At 73.3% G+C, this 17,859-nt stretch carries 10 protein-coding genes and 2 tRNA genes; 8 read left to right on the top strand and 4 right to left on the bottom strand.

Annotated elements, in window-relative coordinates:
- Positions 1-11 precede the first annotated feature (11 nt).
- Positions 12-3,335, top strand: a complete 3,324-nt coding sequence (locus tag ACIQBJ_RS32370) for a S41 family peptidase (RefSeq protein ID WP_400717829.1) — start codon at positions 12-14, stop codon at positions 3,333-3,335.
- An 83-nt stretch (positions 3,336-3,418) separates the two neighbouring features.
- Here the strand turns inward: ACIQBJ_RS32370 and ACIQBJ_RS32365 are convergent, their stop codons facing one another.
- A complete protein-coding gene (locus ACIQBJ_RS32365; protein ID WP_400717827.1) occupies positions 3,419-3,628 on the bottom strand; it encodes a hypothetical protein in 210 nt (69 codons plus the stop codon).
- 242 nt (positions 3,629-3,870) lie between these two features.
- Here ACIQBJ_RS32365 and adhE point away from each other — a divergent pair, with 242 nt between their 5' ends.
- From adhE to pflA, 3 genes are read left to right on the top strand one after another with little or no spacing between them, the layout of a single operon-like run.
- Positions 3,871-6,504, top strand: a complete 2,634-nt coding sequence (gene adhE / locus ACIQBJ_RS32360; RefSeq protein ID WP_400717824.1) for a bifunctional acetaldehyde-CoA/alcohol dehydrogenase — start codon at positions 3,871-3,873, stop codon at positions 6,502-6,504.
- Positions 6,505-6,519: 15 nt separating this feature from the next.
- Positions 6,520-8,796 carry a formate C-acetyltransferase gene (gene pflB / locus ACIQBJ_RS32355; RefSeq protein WP_400717822.1) on the top strand — a complete coding sequence of 759 codons (2,277 nt, stop codon included), beginning with the start codon at positions 6,520-6,522 and terminating at the stop codon, positions 8,794-8,796.
- 29 nt (positions 8,797-8,825) lie between these two features.
- The gene (gene pflA / locus ACIQBJ_RS32350) at positions 8,826-9,596 is read left to right on the top strand and encodes a pyruvate formate-lyase-activating protein (protein ID WP_400717820.1); all 771 of its coding nucleotides are present in this window, start codon (positions 8,826-8,828) and stop codon (positions 9,594-9,596) included.
- A gap of 7 nt (positions 9,597-9,603) precedes the next feature.
- Here pflA and ACIQBJ_RS32345 read toward each other — a convergent pair whose 3' ends face one another.
- The 3 genes from ACIQBJ_RS32345 to ACIQBJ_RS32335 all read right to left on the bottom strand — a co-directional run bounded on the left by ACIQBJ_RS32345 (position 9,604) and on the right by ACIQBJ_RS32335 (position 13,630).
- Positions 9,604-11,655 (bottom strand): phosphocholine-specific phospholipase C, encoded by a 2,052-nt coding sequence (locus tag ACIQBJ_RS32345; RefSeq protein WP_400717818.1) that lies wholly within the window; start codon positions 11,653-11,655, stop codon positions 9,604-9,606.
- Between the two features lie 170 nt (positions 11,656-11,825).
- The gene (locus tag ACIQBJ_RS32340) at positions 11,826-12,461 is read right to left on the bottom strand and encodes a pentapeptide repeat-containing protein (RefSeq protein ID WP_400717815.1); all 636 of its coding nucleotides are present in this window, start codon (positions 12,459-12,461) and stop codon (positions 11,826-11,828) included.
- 2 nt (positions 12,462-12,463) lie between these two features.
- The gene (locus ACIQBJ_RS32335; protein WP_400717812.1) at positions 12,464-13,630 is read right to left on the bottom strand and encodes a low temperature requirement protein A; all 1,167 of its coding nucleotides are present in this window, start codon (positions 13,628-13,630) and stop codon (positions 12,464-12,466) included.
- A 586-nt stretch (positions 13,631-14,216) separates the two neighbouring features.
- On the opposite strand from ACIQBJ_RS32335, the gene ACIQBJ_RS32330 reads away from it, so the two are divergent.
- The 4 genes from ACIQBJ_RS32330 to ACIQBJ_RS32315 all read left to right on the top strand — a co-directional run bounded on the left by ACIQBJ_RS32330 (position 14,217) and on the right by ACIQBJ_RS32315 (position 17,844).
- Entirely contained in the window at positions 14,217-14,975 is a 759-nt protein-coding gene (locus ACIQBJ_RS32330) for a DUF4239 domain-containing protein (protein WP_400717810.1), read from the top strand.
- 109 nt (positions 14,976-15,084) lie between these two features.
- A tRNA-Lys gene (locus ACIQBJ_RS32325) sits at positions 15,085-15,158 on the top strand.
- A 124-nt stretch (positions 15,159-15,282) separates the two neighbouring features.
- Positions 15,283-15,356: transfer RNA gene (locus ACIQBJ_RS32320), tRNA-Lys, on the top strand.
- Between the two features lie 241 nt (positions 15,357-15,597).
- A complete protein-coding gene (locus ACIQBJ_RS32315) occupies positions 15,598-17,844 on the top strand; it encodes a transglycosylase domain-containing protein (RefSeq protein ID WP_400717808.1) in 2,247 nt (748 codons plus the stop codon).
- Positions 17,845-17,859: the final 15 nt, after the last annotated feature.

Raw genomic sequence — 17,859 nt, 5'->3', positions numbered from 1 at the left:
CGCCCCTGTCAATGCGCTCGCCACCCTCGCTCCCTGACCCCCCGTCAGCCGTTCCGCCCGTCTCCCGGACCGTCCGCGTTGCGGCGGTCGCGGGCGGGTCGAACCATGGAGTGGTGGCCGGATATCTGCGGTACCCCCATGTGCGCGGCGGGCTGCTCGCCTTCACCGCGGAGGACGACGTCTGGGCGGCCCCGCTGGGGGCGGACGGCGGGGTGGGGCGGGCCTGGCGGGTGAGCTGCGACCGGACCAGGGTGAGCCATCCGCGGCTGTCTCCGGACGGGTCGGCGCTGGCCTGGACCAGCTGGTTCGCGCTGACGCCGGAGGTGTTCACCGCGCCGGCGGCGGGCGGCGAGGCGGTCCGGCTGACGTACTGGGGCAGCCAGGACACCCGGGTGCGGGGCTGGCTGCCGAACGGCGAGGTGCTGGCGGTGACCTCGTACCACGAGCCGTTCGCGCACTACACCTGGGCGTGGGAGCTGCCGCCGGACGGTTCGCCGGGGCGCCGGATGCCGTGGGGGCCGGTCGCGGACGCGCAGGTCGGCGAAGGGTGCACGGTGCTGCTGACGGATGCCGCGCCGCACGAGCCGGCCTTCTGGAAGCGCTACCGGGGCGGGGCGACCGGCCGGCTCTGGGTGGACCACGACCTGCTGCTGCCGGGCCTGGACGGGCACCTGGCCTCGCCGATGCCGGTGGCCGCGGCGGGCGGCCCGCGGATCGCGTTCCTCTCCGACCACGAGGGCGTCGGCAACCTGTACTCGGCCCGCCCGGACGGCACCGACCTGCGCCGGCACACCGACCACGCCTCCTTCTACGCGCGCGAGGCCGCCACCGACGGCGTCCGGGTGGTCTACCAGCACGCGGGCGACCTGTGGCTGCTGGACTCGCTGGACGCCCCGGCGCCGCGCCGGCTGGAGGTGCCGCTGGGCGGGGCCCGGACCGGCCGCCGCCCGTACCAGGTGGGCACCGCGACCAACGTGAAGGACCTGGCCTGCGACGCGACCGGCCGGGCCGGGGTGCTGAACGTCCGCGGCTCGCTGTACTGGCTGACGCACCGCGACGGCCCGGCCCGGGTGCTGGCGGACACCCCGGGCGTGCGCTGCCGGCTGCCGCTGGTGCTGGGCCGGCTCGGGCAGGCGGCCTGGGTGACGGACGCCGAGGGCGAGGACGCGATCGAGCTGGCCGCGCTGCCCGCCAAGGACGGACCGGAGGACCCGCCGCCGCACCGGCGGATCGCGGCGGGCCGGATCGGCCGGGTGCTGGAGCTGGCCGCGGCCCCGGACGGCGCCCGGCTCGCGGTGGCCTGCTCGGACGGGCGGCTGCTGCTGGTGGAGACCGACGGGGGCGCGGTCACCGAGCTGGCGGCGTCCCCGTTCGGCCCGGTCTCCAGCCCGTCGTTCTCGCCGGACTCGTGCTGGCTGACCTGGTCGCAGCCGGTGGCGGGCCGGTCGCTGCGCTCGATCCGGCTGGCCCGGGTCGACCGGCCGGGGCGGACCGTCGAGGTGACCTCGGGCCGGTTCGAGGACGAGCACCCGGTGTTCACCCGGGACGGCCGGTTCCTGGTGTTCCTGTCCTGGCGGGGCTTCGACCCGGTGCACGACGTGCACACCGGCGACCTGTCCTTCCCGCTGGGCTGCCGCCCGTACCTGGTGCCGCTGGCGGCGGGCACCCCGTCACCGTTCGCCTCCCCGGCGGAGGGCCGCCCGCCGGTCGGCCTGGACCCGGAGGAGGCGGGCGGCGACGGCACCGTGCGCGTCGACGAGGAGGGGCTGGGCAAGCGGCTGGTGCCGTTCCCGGTGATCGCCTCCAAGTACTCGGCGACGGCGGCGGTGCGCGGCGGCGTGGTCTGGCTGCGCTGGCCGATCTCGGGGGCGCTCGGCCAGACCTTCGCCAATCCGGAGGACACCTCGGGCCGTCCCGCGCTGGAGTACTTCGACCTGGCCCGGGCCCGCCGCACCACCCTGGTCGAGCAGTTGGACGGCTTCGCGGTGTCGGCGGACGGCTCGGCGGTGTCGGTGTTCTCGGCGGGCGCGCTCAAGCTGTACCCGCTGGCCGCGCCGACCGCCCCGATCGCCGTCGACCTGCGCCGGATCACCCACACCGTGCACCCGGCCGCCGAGTGGCGGCAGTCCTACGCGGAGGCGTCCCGGGTGGTCGCCGACCAGTTCTGGGACCCGGGCATGTGCGGCCTGGACTGGCCCGCGCTGACCGCCCAGTACGCGCCGCTGCTGGAGCGGATCGCCTCCCCCGACGACTTCGCCGACCTGCTGCGCGAACTGCTCGGCGAGCTGGGCACCTCGCACGCGTACGTGACGCCGTCCCGGCGCGGCGAGGGCCCGGCACTGGCCCAGCAGCCGCTGGGCCTGCTGGGCGCGAACGCGCACCGGGCCCCGGACGGCCGCTGGCTGCTCGACCGCGTCCTGCCCGGCGAGTCCTCCGACCCCAAGGCCCGGGCCCCGCTGGCCGGCCACGGCCTGCGCGACGGCGCGGAGCTGCTCGCCGTGGACGGCCGCCCGCCGGACCCGGTGCGCGGGCCCGCCCCGCTGCTGGCCGGGACGGGCGGCAGTACCGTCGAACTGACGGTCCGCCAGGACGGGCGGACCCGGCGGCTCGCCGTCACCCCGCTCACCGACGAGCGGCCGATCCGCTACCAGGACTGGGTGGCCCGGCGGCGGCAGCTGGTGCGGGAGTTCGGCGGCGGCGCCTGCGGCTACCTGCACATCCCGGACCTGGGCGGCTCGGGCTGGGCCCAGTTCAACCGCGACCTGCGCTCCGAACTCGCCCTCCCCGCCCTGGTGCTGGACGTCCGCGGGAACGCCGGCGGCAACGTCTCCGAACTGGTCCTGGAGAAGCTCCACCGCCGGGTCCTGGCCTGGGACTTCACCCGCGGCCGGGAGCCGGTCCGCTGGCCCCGGGACGCGCCGCGCGGCCCCGTGGTCGCGCTCGCCGACCAGGCCACCAGCTCGGACGGCGACGTCATCATCACCGCCATCAAGGAACTCGCCCTCGGCCCGGTCGTCGGCACCCGCACCTGGGGCGGCGTGGTCGGCATGACGGGGCGGCACGCGCTGGGCGACGGCACCCAGATCTCCGTGCCCAAGAACGCCTCCTGGTTCACCGGCGGCATCGGCTTCGGCGTGGAGAACCACGGCGCCGACCCCGACGTCGAGGTGGTCCGCACCCCCCGCGACTGGGCCCGCGGCGACCACACCGACCTCGCCGCCGCCGTCACCCTCGCCCTCGACCTCCTCACCACCGCCCCGCCCGCCGCGCCCCCTCCCCCGGCCGCCCCCCGCCCCGACCTCCGCCGCCCCCCGCTGCCCCCGCGCACCGCCTGACGGCCCGTCACGGCCCGTCACGGCCCGTCACGGCCGGAACGCCGGTGCCCCGGGCGGGGTACCGGCGTTCCGCGGCGGGGCGGTCAGCCCCAGGGGTCGCCCTCGGACGTCATGTCCTCGGCGGCCTCGCGGTCGGCGCGCTCCTGCCGGATGCGGCTCTCGGCGTCGTCGCGGGCGCGTTCGGCCCGGTCCCCGAAGGCGTCGGCGGCCTCGTCGTGGGCGAGGGCGGCCCGGTCGGCCGTGTCGGCGGCCGGGCGGGCGGCCTGGTGGCGGAACCTGTCGAAGATGCCCATGTCTCCTCCTGGGTGCGTGGACGACGGGCTCCGTCCACCGTGCCACCGGCCCGGGCGGGGCGCACCCGGGCCACCGGGGCCGTCGCCGTTCGGGGTCCGGAGGAGGGACGTTCGGCCCCGGTGGGTCGCGGCCAACGGCCGTGTCCGGCGGGGGGTCGCGGGGCGGAGGCTGGAGGGGTCGAGCCGGTCCCGGCAGCGCCGCCGGGGCACACCGTTGCCGCACCCCGAGAGGTGAGCACGCCATGTCCCGCGAACCGTCCGTCGAGACCGGTGCCCCCGGCACCCCGGAAGCAGCCGTCGACCTCCTGGTCGGCAACGCGCAGCAGGCGCTGCGCGCGTACGCCTCCTTCACCCAGGAGCAGGTGGACCGGATCGTGAAGAAGGCCTCGCTGGCCGCGTTGGCCGCGCACACCCGGCTGGCGGCGCTGGCGGTGGAGGAGACCGGGCGCGGCGTGTTCGAGGACAAGGCCGTGAAGAACGTCTTCGCCTGCGAGAACGTCACCCACGTGATGGGCCGGATGAAGACGGTGGGGGTGGTGCGCCGGGACGAGATCGACGGGATCGTCGAGATCGCCGAGCCGGTGGGCGTGGTCGCGGGCGTGACGCCGGTGACCAACCCGACCTCGACCACGATCTTCAAGGCGCTGATCGCGCTGAAGACCCGCAATCCGATCGTGTTCGGCTTCCACCCGGCGGCGCAGCGCTGTTCGGCGGAGGCGGCCCGGATCGTCCGGGACGCGGCGGTCGCGGCGGGCGCCCCGGAGCACTGCGTGCAGTGGATCGAGCAGCCGTCGACGGCGGCGACGGGCGCGCTGATGAAGCACGAGGGGGTGGCGACGATCCTGGCCACCGGCGGCAACTCGATGGTGCGGGCGGCCTACTCGTGCGGGAAGCCGGCGCTGGGCGTGGGCGCGGGCAACGTCCCGGCGTACGTGGAGAAGAGTGCGGACCTGGAACGCGCGGTGAACGACATCGTGCTGTCGAAGTCCTTCGACAACGGCATGATCTGCGCGTCCGAGCAGGCGGTGATCCTGGACGCCGAGGTGTACGGCGCGGCGCTGGCGGAGTTCCGGAAGCTGAAGGCGCACCTGGCGACGCCGGAGCAGAAGGCGCTGCTGGAGCGGCACCTGTTCGGGGTCGGCGAGGGGGTGGACTGCGCGGGGGCGAAGCTGAACGCGGCGGTGGTCGGGCAGTCGGCGGCGGCGGTCGCGGCGGCGGCGGGCTTCGAGGTGCCGGAGGACACCTCGGTGATCCTGGCCGAGGTCGGCGGGGTCGGCGAGGAGGAGCCGCTGACCCGGGAGAAGCTCTGCCCGGTGCTGGCGGTGCTGCGCGCGGACGACCGCCCGCAGGGCCTGGAACTCGCCACGCGGATGGTGGAGTTCAACGGCCTGGGGCACTCGGCGGCGGTGCACAGCGAGGACGCGGCGTTCGTCGAGGAGTTCGGCGCGGCGGTGCGGGCCTGCCGGATCATCTGGAACGCGCCGAGTTCGCAGGGCGGCATCGGCGACGTCTACAACGCGTTCCTGCCCTCGCTGACGCTGGGGTGCGGCAGTTACGGGCACAACTCGGTGTCGGGCAACGTGTCGGCGCTGAATCTGATCAACATCAAGCGGATCGGGCGGCGCAACACCAACATGCAGTGGTTCAAGGTGCCGCCGAAGATCTTCTTCGAGCGCAACTCGATCACGTACCTGGCCGACATGCGCGGCGCCCGCAAGGTCGTCGTGGTGACGGACCGGACGATGGTGGAGATCGGGCACCTGGACCGGATCCGGGACGTGCTGTCCCGGCGCACCGAGCCGGTCGAGGTGCGGGTGGTGGACTTCGTGGAGCCCGAGCCGAGCATCGCCACCGTGGAGAAGGGCGCGGAGCTGATGCGCGCCTTCGAGCCGGACACCGTCGTGGCGCTGGGCGGCGGTTCGCCGATGGACGCGGCGAAGGTGATGTGGCTGCTGTACGAGCACCCGGAGGTGGAGTTCGCGGACCTGAAGGAGAAGTTCTTCGACATCCGCAAGCGCGCCTTCGCCTTCCCGGACCTGGGCGAGAAGGCCAAGCTGGTGTGCATCCCGACCACCTCGGGCACCGGCAGCGAGGTGACCCCGTTCGCGGTGATCACCGACCCGGCCACCGGCCAGAAGTTCCCGCTGGCGGACTACGCGCTGACCCCGACGGTGGCGATCGTCGACCCGGCGCTGACCACGCACCTGCCGAGGGCGGTGACGGCGGACTCCGGCTTCGACGCGCTGACGCACTGCATCGAGACGTACGTGTCGGTGTACGCCAACGACTTCACCGACGGCCTGGCGCTGCAGGGCATCCGGCTGGTCTTCGAGAACCTGGAGGCGGCGGTCGTCGACGGGCCGAACGCGCCGGTGGCGCGGGAGAAGATGCACAACGCGGGCACGATCGCGGGCATGGCCTTCGGCTCGGCCTTCCTGGGCGTGGTGCACGCGATGGCGCACACCCTGGGCGCGACCTTCCACGTGGCGCACGGGCGGACCAACGCGCTGCTGCTGCCGCACGTGATCCGCTACAACGGGGCGGCGCCGGCCAAGGTGACCAGCTGGCCCAAGTACCGGGCGTACGTGGCCCCGGAGCGCTACCGGCAGATCGCCCGGATGCTGGGACTGCCCGCCGGGACGCCCGAGCAGGGCGTGGCGTCGCTGGCCGCGGCGGTCGAGGAGCTGCGCGAGAAGGTCGGCATCCCGCGCTCGTTCAAGGAGGCCGGGGTGGACGAGGCGGCGTTCCTGGCGGCGCTGCCGCAGCAGGCGATGAACGCCTACGAGGACCAGTGCGCGCCGGCCAACCCGCGGATGCCGATGCTCGCGGACATGCGGCGGCTGATGACCCAGGCCTACTACGGCGACCAGAGCTGAGAAGGGACACCCGAAATGACCACCTCGCAGCAGCACCCCACCGCGTCCGCGCCGACCGGGGCCTGGGACGGCTTCAAGGGCGGCCTGTGGCGGGACGCGATCGACGTCCGCGACTTCATCCAGCAGAACTACACCCCGTACGAGGGCGACGGCTCCTTCCTGGCGGGCCCGACCGAGCGGACCACCGGGCTCTGGGCGAAGATCACCGCGCTGTTCCCGGCCGAGCGCGCCAAGGGCGTCCTGGACGTCTCGTACGACACGCCCTCGACCATCACCTCGCACGCCCCCGGCTACATCGACCGGGACAGCGAGCTGATCACCGGCCTGCAGACCGACGCCCCGCTGAAGCGGGCGATCATGCCGAACGGCGGCTGGCGGATGGTCGCGGGGGCGCTGGAGACCTACGGCTACCCGGTCGACCCGGAGCTGGAGAAGATCTTCACGGTCCACCGCAAGACCCACAACGCGGGCGTCTTCGACGCCTACACCCCGGAGATCCGGGCCGCCCGCAAGGCCGGCATCGTCACCGGCCTGCCGGACGCCTACGGGCGCGGCCGGATCATCGGCGACTACCGGCGGGTCGCGCTGTACGGCGTGGACCGGCTGATCGAGGCCAAGCGGGAGGAGAAGGCGTCGCTGGACGCCGCGCCGACCGACCCGCGCGCGCTGGAGGAGACCATCCGCGAGCGCGAGGAGCTGGCCGAGCAGATCCGCGCGCTGGGCGAGCTGAAGACGATGGCGCTGGGCTACGGCCACGACGTCTCCGGACCGGCCCGGGACGCCCGGCAGGCGATCCAGTGGCTGTACCTGGCCTACCTGGCGGCGGTGAAGGAGCAGAACGGCGCGGCGATGTCGCTCGGCCGCACCTCGACCTTCCTGGACGTCTTCCTCGAACGGGACATCGCCGAGGGCCGGCTCACCGAGAGCGCGGCCCAGGAGCTGGTCGACGACTTCATCGTCAAGCTGCGGATCGTCCGCTTCCTGCGCACCCCCGAGTACGACGAGCTGTTCTCCGGCGACCCGACCTGGGTCACCGAGTCGATCGGCGGCATCGGCACCGACGGCCGCCCGCTGGTCACCCGCACCTCGTTCCGGTACCTGCAGACCCTGTACAACCTGGGCCCGGCGCCGGAGCCGAACATGACGGTCCTCTGGTCGCCGAAGCTCCCGCAGGGCTTCAAGGAGTTCTGCGCCCGGGTGTCGATCGACACCTCCAGCGTGCAGTACGAGTCGGACGAGCTGATGCGCCCGCGCTTCGGCGACGACACCGCGATCGCCTGCTGCGTCTCCGCGATGGAGGTCGGCAAGCAGATGCAGTTCTTCGGCGCCCGGGTCAACCTCGCCAAGACGCTGCTCTACGCGATCAACGGCGGCCGGGACGAGAAGTCCGGCGCCCAGGTCGGCCCGGCCACCGGCGCGCTCACCTCCGAGGTGCTGGACTACGACGAGGTGCTGGCCCGCTTCGACCTGCAGATGGAGTGGCTGGCCGAGACGTACGTCCACGCGCTGAACGTCATCCACTACATGCACGACAAGTACGCGTACGAGCGCCTGGAGATGGCCCTGCACGACCGCGCGGTGCGCCGCACCATGGCCTGCGGCATCGCCGGCCTGTCGGTCGCCGCGGACTCGCTCTCCGCGATCAGGTACGCGACGGTGCGGCCGGTGCGCGACGCGACCGGCCTCGCCGTGGACTACACCGTCGAGGGCGAGTACCCGGCGTACGGCAACAACGACGACCGGGCCGACGAGCTCGCGGTGTGGCTGGTCGAGGAGTTCATGAGGAAGGTGCGCAGGCACCCGACCTACCGGAACGCCGAGCACACCCAGTCGGTGCTGACCATCACCTCGAACGTGGTGTACGGCAGGAAGACCGGCGCCACCCCGGACGGCCGCCGGGCCGGCGAGCCGTTCTCGCCGGGCGCGAACCCGATGAACGGCCGCGACGCCCACGGCTACGTGGCGAGCGCCCTGTCGGTGGCGAAGCTGCCGTACGACGCGGCGCAGGACGGCATCTCGCTGACCAACACCGTCACGCCCGACGCGCTGGGCCGCACCCCCGAGGAGCGGGTGCGCAACCTGGCGGGCGTGCTGGACGGGTACACCGCGGTCGGCGGGTTCCACATGAACGTCAACGTGCTGAACCGGGAGACCCTGCTCGACGCGATGGAGCACCCGGAGGAGTACCCGCAGCTGACCATCCGGGTCAGCGGCTACGCGGTCAACTTCGTCCGGCTGACCAGGGAGCAGCAGCTCGACGTCCTGGGCCGCACCTTCCACGGCTCGCTCTGACCCCCCGACAGGTCCCAGGAGGCACCGCCATGACCGTCATGCTCCCCGCCGAACTCCCGGTGGGCCCGGCCGCCGGCGGGTCGGTGCACTCCTGGGACCTGTCGACGGGTGTCGACGGCCCCGGCACCCGGTTCGTGGTCTTCCTCGCCGGGTGCCCGCTGAACTGCCTGTACTGCCACAACCCCGACACCATGCGGATGCGCAACGGCAGGCGCACCGGCGCGGACGAGGTGGTCGCCGAGGCGTCGAAGTACACCGCGTTCATCCGGGCGGCGGGCGGCGGCGCCACCGTCAGCGGCGGCGAGCCGCTGCTGCAGCCCGGGTTCAGCGGCGAGCTGTTCCACCGCTTCAAGCACGAACTCGGCCTGCACACCGCGCTGGACACCTCGGGCTTCCTCGGCGCCCGGGCGGGCGACGCGCTGCTCGCCGACGTCGACCTGGTGCTGCTCGACATCAAGTCCTGGGACAAGCGCCTCTACCGGAAGGTCACCGGGCAGCGGCTGGACCCGACCCTGGACTTCGCCCGCCGGCTGGCCGACCTCGGCAAGGAGGTGTGGATGCGCTTCGTGCTGGTGCCCGGCCTGACCGACCCGGTGGAGAACGTCGACGGGGTGGCCGCGTTCGCCGCCTCGCTGGGCAACGTCTCCCGGGTCGACGTGCTGCCCTTCCACAAGCTCGGCGCGGCCAAGTGGGCGGCGCTGGGGCGGGAGTTCACCCTCGCCGACACGCCGGTGCCGACCGCCGGGCAGGTGCGGGCCGCGCGCGAGCTCTTCGCCGCGCACGGCCTGCACGCCGTCTGACCGGGCGTCAGCCCGAGAGCGAGGCCGTGCCGGTCTCCAGGTGGCCGGTGAAGCGCTGCGACCAGCCGGCGTCGCCGCTGACGGTGACCGTGAAGTCGTACCAGCCGTTGGTGTAGGCGGCCGCGTTGAAGTAGTCGGAGGTGTTGGCGCCGGCCGCGACGGTGTACGTCCACGGGCCGTCGGAGCGGTAGTTGGTGGAGGTGATGGTGAAGGTCACCGGGGCGGTGCCGGTGTTGGCGAGCTTGAACCAGACCGCGAGCTTGCCGGTGTCCGGGGCGGGCGCGTAGGTGACGGTGACGGCGGCGTCCTTGCCGGACTTGGTGGCGTCGCCGGTGAAGCGGCGCAGGAAGCGGTTGGGGCCGACCACCGTCAGGTCGTACTTGCCGGCGCCGTAGTTGGTGCCGCAGTTGAAGAAGTCGCTGGTGGCCGCGGACGGGTCGACGGTGTACTGCCACGGGCCGCCGGAGCGGTAGGCGTTGGCGTAGGCCGCGAAGTGGGTGCCCGCGGTGCCCTGGTTGGCCATCGCGATCCACACCTTCATGACGCCGCCGGAGCCGAACTCCAGGTGGTCCAGGTTGGCGACCGGCTGGTACGGCAGGGCGCGGGCCGGGCGGGTGCCCGACTCCTGGACCGGCAGCTGGTTGTTGACGGGTGCCGGGTTGGGCAGCGGGCCGCAGGCGGCCAGGCCGATGGTCTGCGAGGTGTCGGGCAGCGCGGGCATCCCGTACACCGGGTTGGCGAAGTCGAACATGCCGGTCAGGTCGCCGGTCACCTTGCGGCGCCAGGCCGAGATGTTCGGGGTGGTGGCGGGCTTGCCGACGGCGGCGGTCCAGCGCTCCAGGAAGCGCAGCACCGAGGTGTGGTCGGAGGTCTCCGAGGAGACCCAGCCGCCGCGGCTCCACGGCGAGACGGCGATCATCGGGACCCGGAAGCCCAGGCCGATGTTGACGCCGTTGTAGAACTCGCCGGCGGTGCCGGCCGGGGCGGCGGGCGGCGGGACGTGGTCGAAGAAGCCGTCGTTCTCGTCGTAGTTCAGGAACATGATCGAGGAGTTGAAGACGTTCGGGTCGGCGTTCAGCGCGTCCATCACGTTGTGGACGAAGTGCGCGCCGTCCGCCGGGGTGGCGTACGGGTGCTCGGAGGACGCCTGGTCGGGGACGATCCAGGAGACCTGGGGCAGCGTCCCGGCCAGCACGTCGGCCTTGATCGCGGCGACGATGTCGTCCGGGGTCCTGCCGGTCACCTTCGGGACCGAGCCCATGCCCTTGACCGCGAGCGGGCTGCCCGCCGGGGCGGAGGCGAACTGGGTGAAGTAGGCGAGCGCGTTGTCGCCGTAGTTGTCGGCGGCGTTCTGGTAGACCTTCCAGCTGACGCCCGCGTTCTCCAGCGCCTCGGCGAAGGTCTGCCACTTCAGGCCGGACTCGTCGCCGCCGTCGTAGGCGGGGCCGCCGGCCGCGCCCGCCGGGTCGATCTGGCCGGACCAGTGGTAGGTGCGGTTCGGGCCGGTCGCCGAGATCACCGAGCAGTGGTAGGCGTCGTTGACCGTCCAGTTGTCGGCCAGCGCGTAGTGGAACGGGATGTCGGCCCGGGTCAGGTAGCCCATGGTGCGGACGTTGCCCTTGGCGGCGACCCAGGAGTCCAGCTTGCCGCTGTTCCACGCCTTGTGCTGGTCGCTCCAGCCGTGCGCGAGGTCGCCGTTGCACTGGGCCAGCCGCTCCGGGTCGGCGCCGCCGGCCGGCTTGGTGGCGGAGAACTGCCACGGGTACTGCCGGCTCAGCACGTTCGGCTGGTTGAACACGCTGTAGCCGCCGGAGAGTTGGATGGTGGCGCGGTCCGCGAAGCCGCGCACGCCCTTCAGCATCCCGAAGTAGTGGTCGAAGCTGCGGTTCTCCTGCATCAGGATCACGATGTGCTTCGCGTCCGCGAGCGTGCCGGTGGCGCTCGGCCCCGCCGCCGCGGCCGTCTCGCCGCCGGCCGCCGCGGCGGTGCCCGCGACCGCCGCCCCGGCCGCCGCGCTCGCCGACAACGCCATGAACTTCCTACGACTCAGCCCTGCCATGGTGACCCGCCCGTCCGATCGGCCGCTGTGATGTTGTCCAGACACCTTTGATGTCGGACCGCCGAGCATCCTCACCCACCGGGGGCCGCATGGCCATGGGCGCGCAGCAAGGATTCGGTGAGTGTTCACCGCGGACGGGCCGGGCGGACGCGGGGTGAACGGGCGGGGCGTCAGTCCTGCACGGAGATGCCCAGGGCCTGGGCGAACCGGGGTGCGAGGTCCAGCAGTTGGGGCGTCGAGACGATCGCGCCGCGCAGTCCGAGGTGGCCGTCCGGCAGGTCCAGCCGGGCGGCCCGGCGCAGGTCGGCGTTCTTCAGGACGGCCCCGCGCAGCCGGACCTCCTCCAGCGTGCTGCCGGGGAAGGAGACGTCGGTCAGCTTGGCTTCGGCGAGGTCGACGTCCCGCAGCAGGCAGTCCTCGAACACCACGTCGCGCAGCACCGCGCCGCGCAGGTTGACCGATTCCAGCTTGCACTGCCGGAACACCGTGCGGCGGACCGCCGAGCCGTACGCGGAGACGCCCGCCAGCACGCACCCCTCGACCTCGGTGTCCTGCCACTCGCTCTCCGCGAGGTCGACGCCGACCAGCCGCCCGCCCTGCATCCACACCTCGTTGAACGAGGCCCGGCGCAGCCGCGCCTCCTCGGCCCGGACGGCGGTGAAGGCGCACTCCAGGAACTGCGCGCCGCCGAACTGGCCGGTCAGCGCGAGGTCGTCGAAGTGCACGGTGTCGTAGCGGGCGTCGGCCCGCAGCGGGCCGGTGTGGCGCTGCAGCAGGTGGGCGTGGGGCAGGTCTTCCAGGCGCACGGTCAACTCCGGTTCGCGGACAGGGTGATGCCGACGGCGACGGCGAGCGCCACCAGGGCGCCGGCGATCGGCACACCGGCGTCCCCGGCCAGGGTCGCAGCCAGCACCGACAGCGCGGCCAGCGGCAGGATCAGCTGGGCGGCGCCGCGCTTGTGGTGGCGGGAGTGCAGCGCCCAGACGGTGAACAGGAACAGCGCGGTGGGCACGGTGACGGCGGCGGCCGCGGCCCGGTCCGAGAGGTGCGCGGCGCCGACGGCGTGCTCGACCGCGACCTCCAGGCCGCCGCCGACCGCCGCGGCCGAGGCGAACACCACGAAGTGGCCGTAACCCCAGGGCAGCGCCTGCCGGTTGGTGCGCAGCACGTGGTGCACGTCGTCGGCGAAGTAGATCCACCAGGCGCCGAAGCAGATCAGCAGGCCGCCGGCCGCGATCGGCAGCAGTTCGGCGACGGCCCGGTGCTCGTCCAGCGCGGTCTGGATCGCGACGGTGGCGGCGGCCACCGTCTCGCCGAGCACGATGATGGTGAACAGGCCGTAGCGCTCGACGATGTGGTGGCGGTGCCAGGGCGTCGGGTTGTCCTTCTCGGCCCAGGCGGGCACGGCGAGTTCGGCCAGCACGCCGACCGGGAACAGCGGGCCCTGCCAGCCGTGCGGCAGGAACAGCAGCACCACCCAGAAGACCTGGACGGCGGTGATCCCGGCGGCGTAGCGCAGCGCGCAGGTGCGGCCGGGCCCGGCCTCGCCGCGGGCGGCGCGCAGCCACTGGGTGACCATGGCCAGGCGCATCAGCACGTAGCCGGCCACGCCGAGGGCGAGGTCCTGGTCCTCGAAGATCCGCGGCACCCCGGCGGCGAGCACCAGGACGCCGGTGATCTGCACCAGGGTGGTGAGCCGGTAGGGCACGTCGTCGACGTCGTAGGCGGAGGCGAACCAGGTGAAGTTCATCCAGGCCCACCAGATCGCGAAGAACGCCATGGTGTAGCCGACCAGGGCGTGGCCGACGTGGCCCTCGGCGAGGGAGTGCGCGAGTTCGCGGCCGGCCTGGGCGATGGCCACCACGAAGCACAGGTCGAAGAACAGTTCCAGCGGGGTGGCGACCCGGTGGGCCTCGCCCCGGTCGCGGGCCAGCATCCGGCGGACCGGACGGTAGCGGTCGGGGGCGGCGGTCATCGGCCTGCCTTCGGTGCGGGGCCGCGCCGCGGGGGCGGGCGCGGACGGGGGTTCGGACGGGGGTTCGGACGGGTTCGGACGGGGTCAGGCGGGGCCGGACGGGGTTTCGGGCGCGGGAGGGGTTCGGACACCGCGATCCTGGCAGTCCGGGGGCGGTGGCGCACGCACCGTGCCCGGCACGCCGGTTGGCGCGGGCCGGGCCGATCCGGGCGTCCGTCAGGCAGAGTTGACGCCGCTGTGCGCGAACCGGGTGACAGCGGGGCCGAATCGCGGGGGCGGCGCGGGCGGTTCGGCCCGGCCGCCCCGTCCGGGCCGCTACATTCCTCCCGGAAGAAGGACGACACGGGCGCTTCGCGGACAACGCGGAAGGTCAAGGAGGACGGCGCGGACACGGGGGCGGGCTCGCCGCGGCTCCCCGGGTCCGACCACCCGGGCTCCTCGTGATCACCGCGCTGTCCGGCAGCGCGCGCCCCGCGGCGCGGACGGGCGTCCGCCCGGTCGGACCAGCCCCGCTCGCCCGGACCTCCCCGGCCCGCTGTGATGACCGCATGCGCACAGTCGGGCACCGAGGGCATCGGGGGCGGTCGTGAACTGGGTCGACGTGATGGTCCTGGTCGGCATGCTGCTGCTCACCGCGGGCGGCATGTACCTGGTGCAGCGGCACGCCTCCGTCCCGGCCCGGGAGAGCTGCAACGACGTGGCCGGGTTCATCTTCGCCGCGGTCGGCGCGTTCTACGCGGTGCTGGTGGCCTTCGTGGTGATCGTGGTGTGGGAGAACGCCTCGACGGCGAAGGCCGCCACCTTCGAGGAGGCCGACGAGCTGGCGGGCGTGTACTGGATGGCCCGGCAGCTGCCGCTGCCGCAGGGCGCGGCGCTGGAGGGGCTGACGCTGGACTACGCGCACGCCGTGGTCGGCACCGAGTGGCGGGAGATGGCCGACCACCGGAGCGACCCGGCCGCGACCGCGCTGATGTACCGCATCCGGGAGACCGCGCTGGCCTTCGAGCCGGACGGCGACCGGCAGACGGTGCTCTACGAGAACCTGGTGCAGCACGTGGACGGCCTGGCCGGGAAGCGCCGGGCCCGGCTGAACATGATCGCGGACTCGGTGCCGCCGCTGCTCTGGGCGGCGCTGATCGCCGGCGCGGTGGTGACCATCGCCTTCACCTTCCTGTTCGGCCTCTCCAACACCTGGGCGCACCTGGCGATGGTGCTCAGCCTGGCCGGGCTGATCGGCCTGTCGCTGATCGCCGTGAAGGAGATGAACTACCCGTTCGACGGGGCGAATTCGGTGCGACCGACGGCCTTCGAGGTGTTCCTGAACCGGCTGCCGCCGCCGCGCTGAGCCCGGCCGGGCGGGCGGCCCGGCCCCGGCCCGGCGGGTGCGCCGCGTGGCCGGGTGGTCACGATTCGGCGGTTCGGGCCGGTCCGTGTAATGTTCTCCGGGTCAGCAGGCGCCGCTAGCTCAGTTGGTTAGAGCAGCTGACTCTTAATCAGCGGGTCCGGGGTTCGAGTCCCTGGCGGCGCACAGACGGTCGAAGGCCCCTCGCGGAAGCGGGGGGCCTTCGGCGTTCCCGGAGCCCGCGGGCGGCGGCCGGGAAACCCGGTTTCACCGCAGGTCGGGGAGCGTGTAGTGTTCTCTCCGTCAGCAGGCGCCGCTAGCTCAGTTGGTTAGAGCAGCTGACTCTTAATCAGCGGGTCCGGGGTTCGAGTCCCTGGCGGCGCACAGACGGTCGGAAGCCCCTCGCGGAAGCGGGGGGCTTCCGGCGTTTCCGGGCCATGTCCCCGTGCGGGGTCCGCTCGTTGAGGAGGGGGAGGGAACGAAACCAAGCAGGATTTAAAGATCGTCTTAGGAAAAATGGGACATAGTTCCCTAACATCTGACAAGTCGATCAGTCAGGCTGACGAGGTTCCGTCTCCTCGTCCCCCAGTGAGCAGCCCGTCCGGGGCCTGCGGGAAGGTCTCCGTTGCCTCGAAAACCTCGTGAGCGCAGGAAGCGGACCGGCTGGCGCAGGCTGATACCCACCTGGCGGGTCACCCTGCTCGGCCTGGCCGGCTCCACCGTGCTGGGGATCGGGCTGTTCGTGCTCGGCATCGCCCTGGTGAAGGTGCCGGACGCGCACGCCACCGCCACCGCGCAGTCCAACACCTGGCTCTACTCGGACGGCTCGCTGCTGGCCCGCACGGGGCAGACCAACCGGCAGAACGTCCCGCTGGACAAGGTCTCCCCCGCCGCGCAGCACGCCGCGCTGGCCGCCGAGGACCGCAACTTCTACTCCGAGGGCGCCGTCAACTTCAAGGGCATGGCCCGGGCCGCCTTCAACACCGCCTCCGGGGGTTCCACCCAGGGCGGCTCCACGATCACCCAGCAGTACGTGAAGAACGCGTACCTGAACCAGAAGCAGACCGTCACCCGGAAGGTGAAGGAGGTGTTCATCGCGATCAAGGTGGACGCCACCGAGAGCAAGGACGACATCCTCTCCGCCTACCTGAACACCTCGTACTACGGGCGCGGCGCGTACGGCGTCCAGGCCGCGGCGCAGGCGTACTTCGGGGTGGACGCGAGCCAGCTGACCGCCGCCCAGGGCGCCTACCTGGCGACGCTGCTGAACGCGCCGAGCGCCTACGACGTGTCCTCCGCCACCGAGACCGGCAAGCAGCGGGCGGTGGCGCGCTGGAACTACGTGATGGACGGCATGGTCGCGAAGAAGTGGCTGGACCCGGAGGAGCGGCGCAACACCGCCTTCCCCGAGGTGCAGGCGCCGAAGTCCGCGCCCGGCCTGTCCGGGCAGGCCGGGTACCTGGTGGCCGCGGCCACCTCGTACCTGACCGACCACGGGATCGTGTCGGACGCGCAGCTCGCCCAGGGCGGCTACACCATCACGCTGACCGTCGACTCCGGGAAGCAGCGGCAGCTGCAGGACGCGGTGCAGTCGCAGCTGACCGACAGCCTGAAGCCGGACACCCGCAAGGTGGACGCGGCGGCGCAGGCCGGCGCGGTCTCGGTCGACCCGGCGACCGGGCAGGTGCTGGCGCTGTACGGCGGCGCCGACGCCACCAAGCACTGGGTCGACAACGCCACCCGCACCGACTACCAGGCGGGCTCGACCTTCAAGGCGATCGCGCTGGCCGCCGCCCTGGAGTCGGGGGCGCGCACCCAGTACGGCGAGCGGATCACCGCCGACACCGTGTACGACGGCACCAACCGGCGGGCGGTGCGCGGCGCCAAGGGCACTCCGTACGCCCCGCCGAACGAGGGCGAGCGCTCGTACGGGCAGATCTCGCTGCAGCAGGCCACCGACTGGTCGGTGAACACGGCGTTCGCGCAGCTCGCCCAGGACACCGGGCTGGACAAGGTCCGGGCCACCGCAGTGGCGCTCGGCCTGCCCGCCGACACGCCGGGGCTCGCCCCGGTCGCGTCGATCCCGCTCGGCACCGCCACGCCCAGCGTGCTGCAGATGGCCGGGGTGTACGCCGCCCTCGACAACGACGGCCGGCAGATCACCCCGTGGCTGGTGAAGACGCTGGCGCACGGCGGCGAGCAGGTCCAGCTGCCCGGGCACGAGGCCACCCAGGCGGTGTCCAAGGACACCGCGCGGGCCACCACCGCGATCCTCCGCGGCGTGGTCGACGACCCGGGCGGCACCGGCTACCGGGCCGCCGCGCTGAACCGGCCGGTGGCCGGCAAGACCGGCACCTCGGACGAGTCCCGGTCGGTCTGGTTCGCCGGGTACACGCCCGAGCTGGTCACCGTGGTCGGCCTGTTCGGGCAGGAGCCGGGCAGCGGCAAGCAGATCGGCCTGGACGGGGTCGGCGGCGCGGGCAGCGCGGCCGGCGGCAAGTTCCCGGCCCAGATCTGGACGGCCTACATGAAGGCCGCGCTGTCCGGGCAACCGGTCGGCGACTTCCCCGGGACGAGCCGGTCCTCGTCCGCGGGCTCCTCGGCGGGCACGCCGAGCAGCCCGGCCGCGCCCAGCCAGAGCCCGTCCGCGGCCGCCACCGACCCCGCCACCGGTCGGCCCGGCGACGGGGGCACCGACACGGCCACCGGCACGCCCAGCCCGCGGCCGACCGGGGACGGCGCCTCCCGGCCGACCCGCAGCCCGTCGGCGCGGCCCACCGGCGGCGCGAGCCGGACGCCGAGCGCGCCGGCCGAGTCCGGGATCGGCGGGGTCGGCGGGGTTCTCGGCGGCCAGCAGCAAACCGAGGGTTAGCACCTTACGGCGGAG

Source organism: Kitasatospora sp. NPDC088391 (assembly GCF_044753345.1).
In the GTDB taxonomy this organism is placed as follows: domain Bacteria; phylum Actinomycetota; class Actinomycetes; order Streptomycetales; family Streptomycetaceae; genus Kitasatospora.
This window is presented reverse-complemented; position numbering and strand designations above follow the sequence as displayed.